Origin of the sequence: Photorhabdus temperata (assembly GCF_025384845.1) — a bacterium.
Taxonomy (GTDB): domain Bacteria; phylum Pseudomonadota; class Gammaproteobacteria; order Enterobacterales; family Enterobacteriaceae; genus Photorhabdus; species Photorhabdus temperata.
This window is the reverse complement of the sequence record NZ_JAJAFX010000081.1, coordinates 1-17,013: the sequence shown is the minus strand read 5'-3', so window position 1 is coordinate 17,013 and position 17,013 is coordinate 1. Positions and strand designations below refer to the sequence as shown.

Annotated in this window: 17 protein-coding genes and 1 pseudogene; 13 read left to right on the top strand and 5 right to left on the bottom strand. The window is 44.9% G+C overall.

Annotated features, from left to right (window positions below):
• The first annotated feature begins 323 nt into the window (after positions 1-323).
• The gene (gene tctD, locus LGZ99_RS21975; RefSeq protein ID WP_262979596.1) at positions 324-992 is read left to right on the top strand and encodes a transcriptional regulator TctD; all 669 of its coding nucleotides are present in this window, start codon (positions 324-326) and stop codon (positions 990-992) included.
• Complete coding sequence (locus LGZ99_RS21970) at positions 989-2,410, top strand: sensor histidine kinase (protein ID WP_021324905.1); 1,422 nt, start codon at positions 989-991, stop codon at positions 2,408-2,410. The genes tctD and LGZ99_RS21970 overlap by 4 nt, the downstream gene beginning before the upstream one ends.
• Before the next feature lie 4 nt (positions 2,411-2,414).
• Here LGZ99_RS21970 and LGZ99_RS21965 read toward each other — a convergent pair whose 3' ends face one another.
• Positions 2,415-3,305, bottom strand: a complete 891-nt coding sequence (locus LGZ99_RS21965) for a DMT family transporter (RefSeq protein WP_262979595.1) — start codon at positions 3,303-3,305, stop codon at positions 2,415-2,417.
• Between the two features lie 102 nt (positions 3,306-3,407).
• Between LGZ99_RS21965 and LGZ99_RS21960 the strand changes: the two genes are divergently transcribed.
• The 11 genes from LGZ99_RS21960 to LGZ99_RS21910 all read left to right on the top strand — a co-directional run bounded on the left by LGZ99_RS21960 (position 3,408) and on the right by LGZ99_RS21910 (position 13,915).
• Entirely contained in the window at positions 3,408-4,181 is a 774-nt protein-coding gene (locus tag LGZ99_RS21960; RefSeq protein WP_262979594.1) for an AraC family transcriptional regulator, read from the top strand.
• An 89-nt stretch (positions 4,182-4,270) separates the two neighbouring features.
• Positions 4,271-5,398 (top strand): 4-phosphoerythronate dehydrogenase PdxB, encoded by a 1,128-nt coding sequence (gene pdxB, locus LGZ99_RS21955; protein WP_262979593.1) that lies wholly within the window; start codon positions 4,271-4,273, stop codon positions 5,396-5,398.
• A gap of 52 nt (positions 5,399-5,450) precedes the next feature.
• Positions 5,451-6,461 (top strand): aspartate-semialdehyde dehydrogenase, encoded by a 1,011-nt coding sequence (locus tag LGZ99_RS21950; protein WP_262979592.1) that lies wholly within the window; start codon positions 5,451-5,453, stop codon positions 6,459-6,461.
• A 41-nt stretch (positions 6,462-6,502) separates the two neighbouring features.
• Entirely contained in the window at positions 6,503-7,297 is a 795-nt protein-coding gene (truA, locus tag LGZ99_RS21945; RefSeq protein ID WP_262979597.1) for a tRNA pseudouridine(38-40) synthase TruA, read from the top strand.
• Between the two features lie 50 nt (positions 7,298-7,347).
• Entirely contained in the window at positions 7,348-8,037 is a 690-nt protein-coding gene (locus LGZ99_RS21940; RefSeq protein WP_023044973.1) for a DedA family protein, read from the top strand.
• A 101-nt stretch (positions 8,038-8,138) separates the two neighbouring features.
• Positions 8,139-9,083 (top strand): acetyl-CoA carboxylase, carboxyltransferase subunit beta, encoded by a 945-nt coding sequence (gene accD, locus LGZ99_RS21935; RefSeq protein WP_021324899.1) that lies wholly within the window; start codon positions 8,139-8,141, stop codon positions 9,081-9,083.
• Positions 9,076-10,374, top strand: a complete 1,299-nt coding sequence (gene folC / locus LGZ99_RS21930; protein ID WP_262979591.1) for a bifunctional tetrahydrofolate synthase/dihydrofolate synthase — start codon at positions 9,076-9,078, stop codon at positions 10,372-10,374. The genes accD and folC overlap by 8 nt, the downstream gene beginning before the upstream one ends.
• Positions 10,364-11,041: a cell division protein DedD gene (dedD, locus tag LGZ99_RS21925; protein ID WP_023044971.1), complete on the top strand. Its 678-nt coding sequence runs from the start codon at positions 10,364-10,366 to the stop codon at positions 11,039-11,041. Before folC ends, dedD begins: the two co-directional genes overlap by 11 nt.
• Positions 11,042-11,244: 203 nt before the next feature.
• A complete protein-coding gene (gene cvpA / locus LGZ99_RS21920) occupies positions 11,245-11,751 on the top strand; it encodes a colicin V production protein (protein ID WP_023044970.1) in 507 nt (168 codons plus the stop codon).
• A gap of 14 nt (positions 11,752-11,765) precedes the next feature.
• On the top strand, positions 11,766-13,283 hold the full coding sequence (gene purF, locus LGZ99_RS21915) for an amidophosphoribosyltransferase (protein WP_021324895.1): 1,518 nt from the start codon (positions 11,766-11,768) through the stop codon (positions 13,281-13,283).
• Positions 13,284-13,330: 47 nt separating this feature from the next.
• Entirely contained in the window at positions 13,331-13,915 is a 585-nt protein-coding gene (locus LGZ99_RS21910; RefSeq protein ID WP_262979590.1) for a UbiX family flavin prenyltransferase, read from the top strand.
• Here LGZ99_RS21910 and LGZ99_RS21905 read toward each other — a convergent pair.
• The 4 genes and pseudogenes from LGZ99_RS21905 to LGZ99_RS21895 all read right to left on the bottom strand — a co-directional run.
• Positions 13,896-14,810: a TIGR01777 family oxidoreductase gene (locus tag LGZ99_RS21905; RefSeq protein WP_023044968.1), complete on the bottom strand. Its 915-nt coding sequence runs from the start codon at positions 14,808-14,810 to the stop codon at positions 13,896-13,898. The genes LGZ99_RS21910 and LGZ99_RS21905 overlap by 20 nt on opposite strands.
• Positions 14,811-14,936: 126 nt before the next feature.
• On the bottom strand, positions 14,937-15,557 hold the full coding sequence (gene yfcG, locus LGZ99_RS21900; protein WP_262979589.1) for a GSH-dependent disulfide bond oxidoreductase: 621 nt from the start codon (positions 15,555-15,557) through the stop codon (positions 14,937-14,939).
• A gap of 71 nt (positions 15,558-15,628) precedes the next feature.
• Positions 15,629-15,738 (bottom strand): annotated as a pseudogene (locus tag LGZ99_RS25045) (transposase); the annotation flags it as partial.
• Positions 15,739-15,805: 67 nt separating this feature from the next.
• Positions 15,806-17,013: hypothetical protein (locus tag LGZ99_RS21895; protein WP_262979588.1), on the bottom strand; the 1,208-nt coding region annotated here is incomplete at its 5' end.

The window sequence follows — 17,013 nt, the reverse complement described above, 5'->3', positions numbered from 1 at the left end:
CTTCGGCGGGTTTATTATGGAATTTATTTCATGATGGTATCAACAGAATTGAGAACAGGTGAATTATCAGAAACGTTGGGTGTAACAAGTCAGGTTCTTTCTTCACAGCTTTGTGTGGTTATACCAGGCGTGGTCTAATCTTTTAATGCTAATGTGGTGACCTGTGTTGTTTAGCCAGCGGTTGCAAGCGCTTCCACTCATTTATCTCTATTGTCAGTTTTCAACGATAAGAAAAGCAGCAAATTATAAACCGGATAACCTACAAGATAATATGAAATAACATCCTTTATTATGCTTATTAAAATCAAGGAGATATCTTTAAAATGCGCTTACTATTAGTGGAAGATCACCCTGAATTATTGCATTGGCTGCAAAAAGCACTGAGTAGTGCAGGGTTTGCTGTAGATATTGCTAGTGATGGCATCGTTGCTGATCAATTATTGCAGACAGAAAATTATGAGTTGGTGATTCTGGATGTTTCTTTGCCAAGGCTGGATGGCCTTTCACTATTAGTTCGTTTGCGTAAGCGGGGACAAAATCTGCCGGTATTATTACTGACGGCTAAGGCTGATGTTGCTGATCGGGTGAAAGGGCTTAATTCTGGCGCTGATGATTATTTGACTAAACCTTTTGATTTACGGGAATTGGAGGCACGTATTCGGGCATTACTTCGGCGTAGTGCAAATGTTTCACAGGAGACCTTGATATTTGGCTCCCTGGTTTATCAAGATGAAGGTTACTTTATTTTGAACGATGAGCCACTGGCTTTGACACCGCGGGAACTCTCTGTTTTGACAACACTGTTCCATCGCCGGGGAAGGCCGGTTTCTAAACAGCAGCTCTTTGAACAGGTATTTGCACTGTCAGATGAGGCGAATCCACAAAGTATTGAACTTTATGTACACCGGGTCCGGAAAAAATTATCAGGTAGCAGTGTAGGGATCAGCACATTACGGGGATTAGGTTATCGTCTGGAGTGCCAGAACGGATGAAATTATTCAAAGTGCCGAAGTCATTGTTTCATCAGTTACTCTTGTTTTTTGGCGTTCCGCTGTTTTTGTTAGGCGGCCTATCTGTTTATACCCATTATTTCAGTGCAAAAAACGCGGCTACATTGGCTTATGACCGTACTTTACTGGCATCAGCCCGAACCGTGGCAGAACGGTTGACCGTTGAGAATAACCAATTGATTGTCGATGTACCTTATGTGGTTCTGGATAGTTTTGAGCGAAATATGAACGATCGGCTGTTCTATCAGGTGTTATCTCCTGAAGGGAAAACAATTTCTGGTTATGACGATTTGCCGTTAATACCTGAATATACGCCGCGTTCCAATTTATACACTGCGTTGGTCTATTTTTATGATGCGGAATATTACGGTCAGCCTATCCGGGTTGCCGCGCTTTATCAGCCGATCAATGAAGGTGGAATGATGGGAATGGCGTTAATACTGGTTGCTGAAACGGTGGCTTCTCGTCATTATTTTGCGCAACAATTATTAATATCTTCTTTGCTGAGTCAGGGGGCTGTTGTCGGTTTGACTTTGATTCTGGCTTATTTTCTGTTGAAACAATTACTCAAACCACTACATAAACTCTCTGGTGTCATGGTTCGTCGCCCCGCTAATGATCTTACTCCGTTACCGGATATGTTGCCGTGGTCAGAACTTTCTCCGTTATTACATGCATTTAATCGCTATATAGAACGGCTGAAACTGATGGTTAGCCGGCAGAAAAGATTTAGTGCGGATGCTTCTCATCAACTCAGAACACCGTTAACGGTATTGAAAACCCAGGTGGCGGTCGCATTTGCCAACCAGGATCCTGAACAATGGAAAGAGAGCTTACGGGCTATTGATAATACGTTGGATAATACGATTTCTCTGACAGACCGTTTATTACAGCTCTCTCGCTTAAAAGCGTATGAAAAGGAAGCTGTTCAAGATTATAAACCGGTCAATTTAGTTGAATTGTTGCAACAGGCGTGTTTTTCTCGCTTGCAACAGGCTGAAAGTAAACATATCGATTTGGGTTATGAAGGAGAAAATATTCAGTGGATAAAAGGCGAACCTGTATTACTGACAGAAATGTGCGCCAACTTATTAGACAATGCGATTAAATATACGCCGGAAGGCGGAATTGTCACTTCCAGAATTATTCTCAGCCCTTGTAAGACATATTGTTATTTGGAAGTAGATGATAGCGGGCCGGGGATTGCTGAAAAAGAAGTCAATTTGTCACTGATGGCTTTTAATCGTCTTGATAATGCTGCGGGGCATGAAGGGGCAGGGCTGGGATTAGCTCTGGTGAAAGATATTAGTCTTTATCATGGTACTCATCCCCAATTATTGCCCAGTGAAACACTGGGCGGCTTATTAGTAAGAATTCCTTTCAGGCTTTCTGATGGTTAATTTTCTACGATTTTTCTGTTTTACGGCCAAAAAGAGGAACACGTAATTGTTGTGCCAGTATGACACCTAATAGTGTTATGCCGCCACCGATCAGATGGTAACTGTGAATTTTTTCGTGCAGAACCATAATAGCGATAATCGTTGTAAATATCGGCGTCAAATTCATAAATATGGCCGTAGTATTAGCGCCAAGTTTGATGACACCTTGTATCCATAAATAAGGGGCAAGGATAGAGGCGGGAATACCGGCAAATAAAACTAACGAGATATTGTTGGCATTTAATTGAACATCGTTGGTCAACAGGAAGTTTGGCAGTAATAATAGGACACCAAAAGTAATCTGCACATACAGGAATTGCCAGTTTGGCAATGGAATAGACCAGTGTTTGGTTAATACACCATAGAGTGCGTAGGAGGTGGAGGCAATCAACATCATCAATTCACCGTGGCCTAAACCGTGTTGCAACAATGACATGGGATCACCGGTACTGACCAACCAGACTAAACCAAACAGCGACAGAATAGCACCAATAGCAATACCAACAGTGGGGACAACACGTAAAACAAATATACTGATGACAATGGTCAAAAGAGGAATCAATGAGCTAAGAATTCCCATAAATGTTGCACTGATACTGTGTGCAGCGTAATAGGCCAGGCTTTGGTAAAGTGCCATACCAAGTGCACCAAGGATTAATAACTTCCACCAATATTGACAGATTGTTTTCCATTGGCGAATAACAGGCAGCGCAACAAAGGGAGTTAATGTGAGAAAGGCCAGGAACCAGCGATAAAAAGAGATTGCCGCCGGATCAATTGCTGTAGCGGAGGCTTTACTCACCACGGCATTAATTGACCAAATCAGGACTGCCAGAAGCGGGAAAATCATATTCATATAGATGAGTCGCATTGAGATAAAAATGAGTGTTTAGTCTAATGGTGTCTGATTTATTATATATAACGATAATCAGACAATGGATAAGGCAATTGAGACAATATGGTAGAAAAACTTTATACCCCTGTGGAAGTCATGGATATTCCGGCCAGTATTTCTTTCCGCAGCGAATTATTCAGTGCGGACACCGAGTGTTTACGTCATACCCATCCATTCGGGCAACTTATTTATGTCGTCTGTGGTGTAATGGCAATGAATGCTGGAGAACAACATTTTTTAGCGCCACCGCAATTCTGTGTCTGGATACCGGAAGGAATAGAGCATTCGGGATATAGTAGAAAAGCAATGAGATTCAGGGCAATAGATATCTCTCCTGAGTGGGGGAAATTATTGCCGGATGCTCCTTGTATTATCCGGCTTAGCTCAATATTCAATACGATTATGGCTGATTGTTTTGAACGTGAATTGAAAATACCGGAAACAGTACAGGATTTACGGCTGGCTCAAGTGCTGATTGATCAGCTAATACAGTCTCCTGTTCAGCATACCTATCTGCCTTTCTCTAAAGATAAACTTTTAGCACCGATACTACAGGAACTTGAACGTAATCCGGCTGATAATACGTCATTGCTGCAATGGGCAAAACAGCGTTATACCTCGGAACGCACTTTGTCACGGCGTTGCCGGCAAGAATTAGGTATGTCATTTAGTGAATGGCGGCAACGGTTGCGGTTTATCCATGCTATTTCTTTGTTGGAACAAGGGAAAACCGTTAATGAAGTCGCCTTTGATGTAGGTTACAGCTCATCTTCTGCTTTTATTGCGATGTTTCAGCAACTGGCGGGTACGACACCAGAGCGTTTCAGAAAAAGCTAATAATAAAAGAAACCGACGTGATGGGTTTTGTTACGATTAAATGGCAAAATAGCTGGCTACGTCCGTTTGATGCCACAGGATGGAATTAAGTGAAGATTCTGGTTGATGAAAATATGCCTTATGCTGAACAACTGTTTCAGCAATTAGGGGATGTACACGCTATTTCGGGGCGTCCGGTGCCGGAAGGCGCACTGGATAACGCGGATGCGTTTATGGTTCGCTCGGTGACTAAAGTTAATGAAGAATTGCTGAAAGGCAGCACGATAAAATTTATCGGTACGGCAACAGCGGGTACGGACCATGTGGATCAACAATGGTTATCTCAAGCGGGAATCGAGTTTTCTGCTGCGCCGGGATGCAATGCCATTGCTGTGGTTGAATATGTTTTCTCAGCATTAATGTTACTAGCTGAACGCGACAATTTTGAACTCAAAGATAAAGTTGTCGGGATCATTGGCGTCGGTAATGTCGGTAGCCGGCTAGCAGAACGGTTATCTACCCTTGGCATACGGACACTCTTATGTGATCCGCCAAGAGCTGAAAGAGGTGATGCCGGTGAATTTTGGCCATTGGAAAAACTGGTCAAAGAGGCGGATATTCTGACATTCCATACGCCACTGAATAAATCAGGCCCATATAAAACACTTCATCTGGCGGGGGCTGAATTATTGTCGGCTTTGCCGGATAACCGCATATTGATTAACGCCAGCCGGGGTGAAGTTGTTGATAATCAGGCCCTGCTTGCCGAGTTGAAGCGTGGTAAAAAACTCAGTGTTGTGCTGGATGTTTGGGAACCAGAACCTGATTTATCCCTGCCATTACTGGAATTAGTTGATATAGGTACACCGCATATCGCGGGTTATACCCTCGAAGGTAAGGCACGTGGCACCACACAGGTATTTGAGGCTTATTGTCGATTTCTTGGTCAACCCCGTAAAGTTGTCTTATCTGAGCTGTTGCCTGAGCCTGATTTCAGCCGGGTCGCCTTGCATGGAAATGTGACTCAAAGCACACTAAAGCGACTGATACATTTAGTGTATGATGTGCGCCGCGATGATACCCCGTTACGGCAGGTTGCCGGTCAGAAAGGGCAATTCGATCTTTTGCGTAAAAACTATTTGGAACGCCGGGAATGGTCATCTTTGACCGTGTGCTGTGATAACCGAGAGAGTGCTGAATTGTTAGCCGCTCTTGGTTTCAGTACAGAACTGATTTAATTTGTGCAGGCATATATCTGCATGTCAGAAAGATAAGGTGGAGAAAACCAACATGTCGGAAGGATGGAATATTGCCCTGTTGGGTGCGACAGGCGCGGTAGGTGAAGCGATACTGGCGTTATTACAGGAGCGTCAGTTTCCCGTTGGTGAACTGTATCCTCTTGCCAGTGAACATAGTGCCGGTGAAAACCTGCGTTTTAATGGTAAAAGTTTAATTGTCCGTGATGTTGCTGATTTTGACTGGTCACAGGTGCAACTCGCTTTTTTTGTGGCCGGAACAGAAGCCACGGCACAGTACGCTGAACAAGCGGCAGAAGCAGGTTGTCTGGTGCTCGATAGCAGCGGATTGTTTGCTATGGAACCGGATGTTCCCCTGGTTGTCCCGGGTGTGAATCCTCATGCGTTGGCGGATTATCGTAACCGTAATATTGTTGCCTTGGCAGATTGCATGACCAGTCAGGTGCTGACAGCAATTAAACCGTTGGTTGACGCCGCAGGAATTGCGCGCTTACATTTGACCAATTTGTTCTCTGTCTCCGTTCACGGCAAAGCAGCGGTTGATGAATTAGCCGGGCAGAGCGCCCGTTTACTTAACGGTATCCCACCAGAGCCGGGTCGTTTCAGCAAACAACTGGCGTTTAATCTTTTGCCGCTGCTGGCAGACGCTGAAGGCTCGGTGCGTGAAGAGCGCTGTCTTGTGGAACAGATACGCAAAATTTTACAGGATGAGGGGCTGCCCATTTCAGTCAGTTGCGTTCAGTCTTCGGTTTTTTATGGTAATGCTCAGGTAGTCCATTTGGAAACATTGCGTCCGGTTGGTGTGGAAGAAGCCCGCGAAGAATTAGAGCGGATGGTTGATATTAACGTTTCACAGGAAGGCGATTATCCGACTCCGGTGACAGACGCGTCTGGTAATGATTTGCTGAGTATTGGCTGTTTGCGCAATGATTATGGTATGTCGGAGGTATTACAATTCTGGTCTGTGGCCGACAATATCCGGTTTGGTGGTGCGCTGATGGCGGTTGAGACAGCAGAAAAACTGATTCATGAGCAATTTTACTGATGCCTGGTACAGAACAAACAGCATCTGTGCCAGGTTCAAAAATGAAAATTGCATTGGGAATTGAGTACGATGGCAGCCGGTATTATGGTTGGCAGCGCCAGCAGGAAGTGAAAAGTGTTCAGGGGTGCCTTGAGGCAGCGTTATCAAAAGTCGCCAATGAACCCATATCGGTATTTTGTGCCGGCCGAACCGATGCTGGAGTACATGCAACAGGGCAAGTCGTTCATTTTGAAACGTCTGCATTGCGCAAGGATGCGGCGTGGACAATGGGGGTGAACGCACATTGTCCACCGGATGTTGCTGTTCGTTGGGTGAAAACCGTGGATGAGGATTTCCATGCCCGTTTTAGCGCGACTGCCCGGCGGTATCGTTATATTATTTTTAATCATCGTTATCGTCCGGCAGTACTGGTCGGTGGAGTGACGCATTTTCATTATCCATTGGATGAAAAGCGGATGCATCAGGCTGCGCAGTGTTTGTTGGGGGAAAATGATTTTACCTCTTTCCGTGCGGTTCAATGCCAGTCCAAAACACCCTGGCGTAATGTGATGCATATTAATGTCAACCGCTACGGGCATTACGTCGTAATAGATATTAAAGCCAACGCTTTTGTGCATCATATGGTGCGTAATATTGTCGGTAGCCTGATGGAAATTGGTTGTGGCAATCAGGATATTAACTGGATGGCACAATTGCTTGCTGTAAAAGACCGGACGAAAGCCGCTGCGACGGCCAAAGCGGCAGGATTATATCTGGTTGCCGTTGATTACCCTGCACAGTTTGATTTGCCGGGATCGGTTATGGGGCCTCTGTTTCTGGCCGATGATCTGGTTTAACATTTTTATTTGGTTGCTGACAAGGATGTTTTGGTATAACGGGGAATATTATGGAATATCTGACACATTTCGTTGATTTTGCTAAATTTATTATTGATTTTATTCTCCATGTTGACATTCATTTAGCAGAACTTGTCGCAGAATATGGTCATTGGGTGTATGGCATTCTGTTCCTGATTCTGTTTTGTGAAACAGGATTAGTGGTTACTCCATTTTTGCCAGGAGATTCGCTGCTATTTGTTGCGGGCGCTTTGGCGGCTTTGGATTCAAATGATCTGAATGTGCATATCATGGTGGTGCTGATGATTATTGCAGCCATTATTGGCGATGCGGTGAACTATGCTATTGGTCGTGTCTTTGGCGAAAGATTATTTACCAACCCGGATTCGAAAATTTTCCGCCGGAGTTATCTGGATAAAACACATGAGTTTTATGAAAAACATGGTGGGAAAGCCATTATTTTAGCGCGATTTGTACCAATTATCAGAACATTTGCACCATTCGTTGCAGGCATGGGGAAAATGTCTTATCGTCATTTTGCTGCTTATAACGTGATTGGCGCACTGGTTTGGGTACTGTTATTCACCTATGCTGGTTATATATTCGGTGATATGTCAATGGTACAACAGAATTTGAAACTGTTGATTGTTGCTATCATCTTTATCTCAATTCTGCCTGGAGTGATTGAAATCTGGCGTCACCGCCGTGCGGCGATGAAACAGAAAACCAATAACCCGTAACAGGTTTGAGCAGTTTTTTATCCACACTGTAATAGCATTGTGGTTTAATGGCACACATAACAAAACTGGCATAAGCCAGATTCAGACGGAAAGATCATTCAATGAGCTGGATTGAAAAAATTCTTAATAAAAGCAACATTACCCAAACTCATAAGGCAAATATCCCTGAAGGGGTTTGGACCAAATGTGATAGTTGCAGTCAGGTGCTCTACCGTGCTGAGTTAGAGCGCAATCTTGAGGTTTGCCCTAAATGTGATCATCACATGCGTATTTCGGCGCGTACCCGGTTGGAGGCTCTTCTTGATGAAGGGATAAAAACTGAATTAGGGGAGGAATTAGAGCCGAAAGATATTCTGAAATTCCGCGATTCTAAAAAGTATAAAGACCGTTTATCGGCAGCACAAAAGCAAACTGAAGAGAAAGACGCACTGATCGTGATGAAAGGCACGTTGAGTGGTATGCCGGTTGTTGTTGCTGCTTTTGAATTTGCGTTTATGGGGGGGTCAATGGCTTCTGTTGTCGGCGCCCGTTTTGTTCGCGCGGTAGAACAGGCGCTGGAAGACAATTGTCCTCTGGTCTGTTTTTCTGCCAGTGGCGGCGCCCGTATGCAAGAAGCGCTGATGTCACTGATGCAGATGGCGAAAACCAGTGCTGCTTTGGCAAAAATGCAGGAACGTGGTTTGCCTTATATCTCTGTGATGACTGACCCGACAATGGGCGGTGTTTCAGCGAGTTTGGCAATGCTGGGTGATATCAATATTGCTGAACCGAAAGCATTGATTGGCTTTGCCGGTCCACGTGTTATTGAGCAGACAGTACGCGAGAAACTGCCGCCAGGTTTCCAACGCAGTGAGTTTTTGTTGGAAAAGGGGGCGATTGACATGATTGTTCGTCGTCCTGAAATACGAGACACACTTGCCAATTTGCTTTCTAAACTGACTCATCAGCCGCAACCTGGTACTAAACCCGTTGTTGCTGAATTTGTGGCAGAACCCGCTGATGTTGATGCGAATATTCAAATAAGTACCAATAAAGAAGATGTCTGACACTTTGCAAATTCCTCAAGCCACGTCGCCGCTGACGACGTGGCTTTCCTATCTTGGAAGCCTGCATACTAAAGCCATTGATATGGGGCTTGAGCGTGTGGGCAAACTCGCCCGAACCTTGGAATTGGTTAATCCCGCGCCTAAGGTGATAACCGTATCCGGTACTAATGGTAAAGGCACCACTTGTTGCACTATCGAATCTGTTCTGTTGGCGGCTGGGTTGAGAGTGGGCGTTTACAGCTCACCGCATCTTGTACGTTATACCGAAAGAGTCCGTATTCAGGGTAAAGAGTTACCTGAACAGGCGTTCTGTCGTGTATTTGCGGATATTGAATCCCGTCGTGGTGATATTTCACTGACTTATTTTGAATATGGCACATTAGCGGCTCTGCAATTGTTTAAAGAAGCTTGCCTGGATGTCGTCATTTTAGAAGTCGGCTTAGGTGGGCGGCTGGATGCGACAAATATTGTGGATGCTGATATTGCAGCCGTTACCAGTATTGCACTTGATCACATTGACTGGTTAGGGGCTGATCGCGAATATATTGGTCGTGAGAAAGCGGGTATTTTCCGCAAAGATCGTTTTGCCGTGGTTGGTGAACCGGATATGTCATCTTCTATTGCGGAAGTTGCCGATGAATTGGGAGCCAAGTTGTTCCGCTGTGGTATTGACTGGCGCTTTTCTCAACAGGAGAAAGATTGGCACTGGCAATCTGATGATATGCTATTTAGTCATCTGCCTTTGCCAAATGTTCCTTTGATGAATGCCGCAACCGCAATGGGTGTCATTTGTTGCCTGTTACGACAAGGAGATAAAGTCAGTCAGGCTATTAATGAAAATGCCATCCATCAGGGGTTGCAAAATGCGCAATTGCCTGGGCGTTTCCAAATAATTCATGAAAAGCCGTTGTTGATTCTGGATGTGGCGCATAATCCACATGCCGCGGCTTATTTGGTACAGAAATTAGCCCTGTTGCCCCGTCAACCGGGCAGCAAAATTCTTGGGGTAGTGGGTATGCTTGGCGATAAAGATATTGCCGGCACACTGGCTTGCCTGTCACAGCAAATTAATGAGTGGTATTGTGCTCCGTTGACTGAACTGCGTGGTGCAGATGCACAGGCATTGGCTGAGCATCTTGAACAGCCACGGGTATTTACTGATGTGGAAAGTGCCTGGTACCAGGCAATGGCAGACGCTGATGAACAGGATATTGTTGTCGTTTGTGGTTCATTCCACACCGTAGCGCATGTCATGGAGGCTCTGGACAGGGAGAAGCGAAGTGGCAAGTAAATTTCAAAATCGTTTGGTCGGTACAATTGTATTGGTAGCACTGGGTGTTATTGTGCTGCCTGCATTGTTGGACGGCAACAAGAAATATAACGAAGATAAGTTTGCATCAATTCCCCTAGTTCCGAAGCCTGGGGATGAGCAAGAAATTGAATCTATTCCTCCCCTTAATCCGCCAATATTATCAATGCCTCTGGAAGATGAGACCGAGGCATTGCTGCCGGAGACGCTAGAGCAGCCGGAAATACCATTGGTGACAGTTCCGTCGTCGCCTGCACCGATAGCGCCTCCTGCTGTTCAGCCGGCAGTCAAACCTCAACCACAGATTAAGCCTGAACAAAAACCAGATATTAAGCAGCCGGTGCCGGCGAAACCAGAGATTAAACCGGAACCGAAGCCTGAAGTTAAACCTGTTGAAAAAGCACCGCAAGGGCAAGCATATATCGTACAACTGGGTGCCTTGAAAAACGCTGGAAAGGTGGATGAAATCGTTGCCAGACTGCGTTTGTCGGGTTATCAGGTCTATACGGTACCTTCATCTCCGGTGAATGGGCAGTTAACCAGAATATATGTCGGTCCGAATGCTTCTAAACAACAACTCGACTCGGCGTTATCAGAACTGAAAAATCTGACAGGATTACAAGGGCAGGTAAGAAGCTATAGACCGTGATAAAGCTGACGATGCCTATGTGACGAATAGGATAATTGTGATGAAATTAAGTAGTAAATATTAAGTGACCGCGGCGATAATGAATTTCCTATATCGCCGCTAATTATTTTCAGTGGAATAGGAAATCTGCTACGCAAACGTTTTCGTTTTCTGTTAAAATGCGCCTGAAACGGATGCCGGGGCGTCTATTTTGGAATTAAAACATGGTTTGGATTGATTACGTCATTATTGCCATTATTGGCTTCTCGGCATTGGTTAGCCTGATTCGTGGGTTTATTCGTGAGGCGTTGTCACTGGTCACCTGGGGATGTGCTTTTTTTGTGGCAAGCCACTTCTACTCTTACTTAGCGGTCTATTTTACCCGTTTTGAAGATGAACTGGTGCGTAACGGAATCGCCATTGCGCTTCTGTTTATTGCGACTTTAATTGTCGGTTCTGTGGTGAACTATGTGATAGGTTCTCTTGTGCAACGGACTGGATTGTCTGGTACTGATCGGGTACTCGGAGTCTGCTTTGGGGCATTGCGTGGTGTGCTGATTGTTGCTGCTATTCTGTTTTTTCTGGATACATTCACACCATTGTCTCAAAGTGATGACTGGAAGCAGTCACAATTGATCCCGCAGTTCAGTCATATCATCAGGTGGTTCTTTGACTACCTGCAAAATGCGTCAAGTTTCCTGCCGGAGAAATATACCTCTCCGCTTGGCTGATGAGGAAAAACTACATGTGCGGTATTGTTGGTATCGTCGGTTTTACACCGGTTAACCAGTCGATTTATGATGCGTTGACGGTGCTTCAGCACCGTGGGCAAGATGCTGCTGGCATTGCCACTATTGATGGCAACAATGGGTTTCGTTTACGCAAAGCCAACGGCTTAGTGAGAGATGTATTTGAAACCCGGCATATGCGGCGTTTACAGGGAACGATTGGGATTGGTCATGTTCGCTATCCGACAGCGGGCAGCTCCAGTGCATCGGAAGCCCAGCCGTTTTATGTGAACTCTCCATTTGGTATTACATTGACACACAATGGTAATTTGACGAATGCGCATGAATTAAAAAGAATGTTGTTTGAAAATGCCCGTCGCCATGTGAATACCACGTCAGATTCCGAGATTTTGCTCAATGTTTTTGCTAATGAATTGGATCGTTTTCAGTATTATCCGTTGGAACCTGACAATATTTTCGCCGCGGTAGCGGCAATGCATAAACAGGTTCGTGGCGCTTATGCCTGTATTGCGATGATTATCGGTCATGGGTTAGTCGCTTTTCGCGATCCGCACGGTATTCGTCCGTTGGTATTAGGCAAGCGTACTCTGAATGATGGCAGTAATGAATATATGGTCGCTTCTGAAAGTGTTGCATTGGATACGCTGGGTTTTGAATTCCTGCGGGATGTCGCATCGGGTGAAGCGGTTTATATCACTGAGAAAGGCCAGTTATTTACCCGCCAGTGCGCTGAAAATCCTTCTCTGACCCCCTGTTTGTTTGAATTTGTCTATTTTGCCCGTCCAGACTCTTTTATTGATAAGATTTCGGTTTATAACGCCCGTGTGCGGATGGGCCATAAGTTGGGGACGAAAATTGCCCGTGAGTGGGAAGATTTACATATTGATGTGGTTATTCCTGTCCCTGAAACTTCCTGTGATATTGCTCTGGAAATTGCCCGTATACTGGGTAAACCCTACCGTCAGGGGTTTGTGAAAAACCGTTATGTTGGCCGGACATTTATTATGCCGGGTCAACAGGAGCGTCGGAAGTCGGTCCGCCGTAAACTGAATGCCAATCGTGCTGAGTTCCGCGATAAGAATGTGCTGCTGGTGGATGACTCTATCGTTCGCGGTACAACGTCAGAACAGATTGTTGAAATGGCCCGTGAAGCGGGAGCGAAGAGGGTTTATCTTGCGTCTGCGGCTCCAGAAGTGCGTTTCCCGAATGTTTATGGCATTGATATGCCAAATGCAAATGAATTGATCGCTCATGGACGTGAAGTTGATGAAATTCGCCAGCTCATTGGTGCAGATGCGTTGATATTCCAGGATTTGACGGATCTGATTGATGCCGTTCGTGAAGAAAACCCAGATATTGAAGAGTTTGAATGTTCAGTATTCAATGGCATTTATGTTACCAAAGACATTGACCAGACTTATCTCTATTATCTGGAAAATCTGCGTAAAGACGATGAAATGACATTGAATAATCAGAACGAAATCGAAAACCTGGATATCTATAATGAAGGTTGATGACCTTCGGATTTAAAATTGTTGTCCAGTGTCAGCATGAGGAAAAAATGAAAAGATTGATCGTGGGGCTTACAGGAGCAAGCGGGGCTATTTATGGCGTCAGGCTGCTGCAAGCTTTACAGCCAGTTGAGGGCATAGAAACACATCTGGTCATCAGTCAGTCCGCTCGCCAGACACTGGCGCTTGAAACAGATTATAGTTTACGGGATGTGCAAGCGCTGGCTGATGTTGTGTATGACAACAGAGATATAGCCGCTGCTATCTCTTCCGGTTCGTTCAAAACTTCGGGTATGGTCGTTTTGCCATGTTCAATGAAAACCCTTTCAGGTATTGTTCACAGCTATACTGATGGGTTATTGACCAGAGCGGCAGATGTTGTATTGAAAGAAAGCCGTAAGTTGGTGCTTGGTGTGAGAGAAACACCATTGCATTTGGGGCATCTCAGGTTGATGACTCAGGCGGCAGAAATAGGTGCGGTGATTATGCCGCCGGTGCCAGCATTTTATCATCGGCCTGAACAGATTCAGGATATTATTGACCAGACGGTTAATCGGGTGCTCGATCAGTTTGATATAGAGCTACCTCATGATCTGTTTACCCGTTGGCAAGGCGCTAAAGGTGTTGAGATTTAGTGTGTATCAGGTCTTCAAAAGCTTCCTTTAGCTGAAAATAACGGAAGCCAAAACCAGCTTGTTCCAGTTTATGCGGTATTGCCTGCTGTCCTCCCAGTACCAGTGCCGCAGCTTCTCCCATGAGTAATTTCAGCACAAAAGCAGGTATGCGGATAATTGCAGGGCGGTTCAAGACTTCTCCGAGTGTTGCGGCAAACTGATCATTATGTACCGGATAAGGGGCGGTGATATTAAAAGGACCGTTCAAACCGGGTGTCATCAATAGGTAATAGATGGCATTCACCATATCATCGATATGGATCCAAGATAGATACTGCTTTCCGCTACTCATAGGGCCACCAAGCCCAAGGCGGAAAAGTGGTAACATTTTTTTCAGTGCTCCACCGTTTTTTGCCAGTACAACGCCGGTACGCAAAAGACAAACACGGGTTTGATCACTGGCAGCTTGTAATGCAAGTTGTTCCCATCGTTTACAGAGTTGATGAGTAAATTCATTATTGGGTGGTTCATGTTCTGTCACAACTGCTTGATTCTGATCGCCGTAATAGCCCACCGCAGAGCCGGAAATAAATACTTCTGGTGGTGTCTGACTGGCATTAATTAACTTGCTGAGTTGTTCTGTTAGTGTCCAGCGGCTCTGGCACAGCTTTTCTTTTTGCGCTGAAGTCCAGGGTTTATTTGCTATGGGTTCACCAGCAAGATTAATAACGGCATCAAAATCATTGAGGTCCGTTTTATCTTTCAGAGTGGTCCAGCATTCAGCTTGTTTACTGAACAGAGAGTACACTTTTTGTGGTGAGCGGCTCAGAATGGTAATGGAATGGGATAGGGAAAGAAGCTGGCAAACCAGACGGCTGCCAATCAAGCCTGTTCCTCCGGTGATTAAAATATGCATAGCCACTCCTATAACCTAAGTTTATATAGAAACTATAGCAGGGATATCAAGGCTGGTGATTTAAAATACAGCTATCTGTTAGCCGGATCAAGTTTTGCGGGGAAATAGTTACCCCGCAGACAGGTATCAGGCTTTGCTGTAGGCTATTTGGGTAGCGCGGCGTTGGCTAATAGCATCAAACCATTTTTTCACTGCGGGGTAATCGCTCAGATCAATATTTTGACGCTCATAGGCACGAACCCACGGATAAGTTGAGATATCAGCGATACTGTATTCCTGACCACCCAAATAGGATGTTTTTTCCAATTGAGTATTCAGAACTTTATACAAGCGTTTTGTTTCTTCTTGATAACGATTAATTGCGTAAGGGACTTTCTCAGGCGCAAAGTGACTAAAATGGTGATTTTGCCCCAGCATTGGGCCAAAGCCGCCAATTTGCCAAAACAGCCATTGCAGGCTTTGAATACGTTCACGCACATCTTTGCTGAGTAACTTACCTGTTTTCTCTGCCAGATAAGTCAGAATGGCGCCGGATTCAAAAATGGCGACAGGTTTACCGCCATCGGCGGGTTGCTGATCAACAATAGCCGGAATTTTATTGTTAGGAGAAATTGCAAGAAATTCAGGTTTAAATTGATCTCCCGCACCAATATCAATCCGGTAAATGTTGTAAGGAAGGCCAGCTTCTTCAAGAAAGAGCGTGATTTTGTGACCATTTGGCGTTGGGGCATAATATAGGTCGATCATAGAACCTCCAGTGGGACATGAAATTGTATTACATATTACATTACCTTAGATCTATCCAAGAATAGCCAATTCAGACCTTTTGCTGATTCCCGCACTGGCTGGCGATTATCCGTATTGCCGGGGGTGAGTTTAACCGACAACAACTCCCCCGGTCATGAATTATCAGATGAAGCTTACTTCCTGAGCTGTATTACAGGAAGATCTATTGAGATAAAGAAATTCTTATTTTCTTCTGGTAAAAAGAATGACTATCTGGAATTCGTTTTTATACTGCCATCTGCGTTAATAACTGCCCGGCTTCCGCCGTACAGATCTTTCCTGAAAGTAGAGTAATCTGTGTGGACATCCTCACGGTTTTCTAATTCTGCCAATATTTCCTGGCTGGAGATGCTGAAGCCCTTGGCATGTATAGGAGAAGAGAAGGGTTCGGTATAGAGATTCAATCCCCACTGAGACGCTAAACCGTGGTTAGCCGCCCCTAAATTAACTTCGATCATAGAATGATGATTATCATCAACTAGGTAACCTGTTGCCAGCCATCGGGTTAGCTCTTTCATTTCCCGCTCCCCTCGCTGAATTGACTGCTCCGGTGATTCCCCGTTAGCAGGAGTACCTAAAGAAAGATCATTTTTCAGACCTGTACCCAACAACCTGGCCGCAGTAATAAAACGATCTGTGGTGCCTGAAGGAGCAGCGACCGTTGGCAAATTGTGTAAGGCTGCATCCTTAGAAAATCCTGTATTTTCTTTCACATTCCAGACAGCAAAACCATTACCACGTTGTACTATAATGTTTTCCTTCGCTAATTCTTGATGTGCTTTGATGGGGCCTGACTGACCAAACTGATAGTCAGTTCTGTCCAGCCGGTTGCGGGGGTTTAAACGGGCAAATTCCAACTCCCTATTGGTCAGACGGTTATCGGCTTCAAGTGAAGCGGCAGATGACCAGACACTATCCTTATCAGGAGCCTGTGTTCTGAAATCACGCTGGACTTTTGTCAGGCTACTGCCAGCCAGAGCGGGGTTACTTGTCACTTCTTGCCCTTTTTCCTGCTTAGTCACCTGATATAATTCCGGGTTTTCAGAGGCATTAAATTTATTTTCATTTTTAAAAGTGTAGAGATCCAACTGATCAGGTAAGGGATTTTCTTTAGTGGAACCACGGGCAGATGCGAATTTTTTACTTTCCAGGTAACCAATATCAATTATATCTTTGAACTCTGATTTTAATTCAGGTGATGAATAGATCTTCTCTAGAGTATCCCGGAAATAAGCTGAATTAGTCAGATCATAGTAAGCAGTGGCTTTCTCCCTCAATGTCAGAGGTTCTGTATTTGCCCTATCAGGCCTGACACCGCTTTGCTGTGCTTCGCTAATGATCCGGGTAAATCCACCCGCACCAAGCTGACCTAAAATACTGAATCCGGGTTTATCTCCGGTATAGGCATTAAGCATCT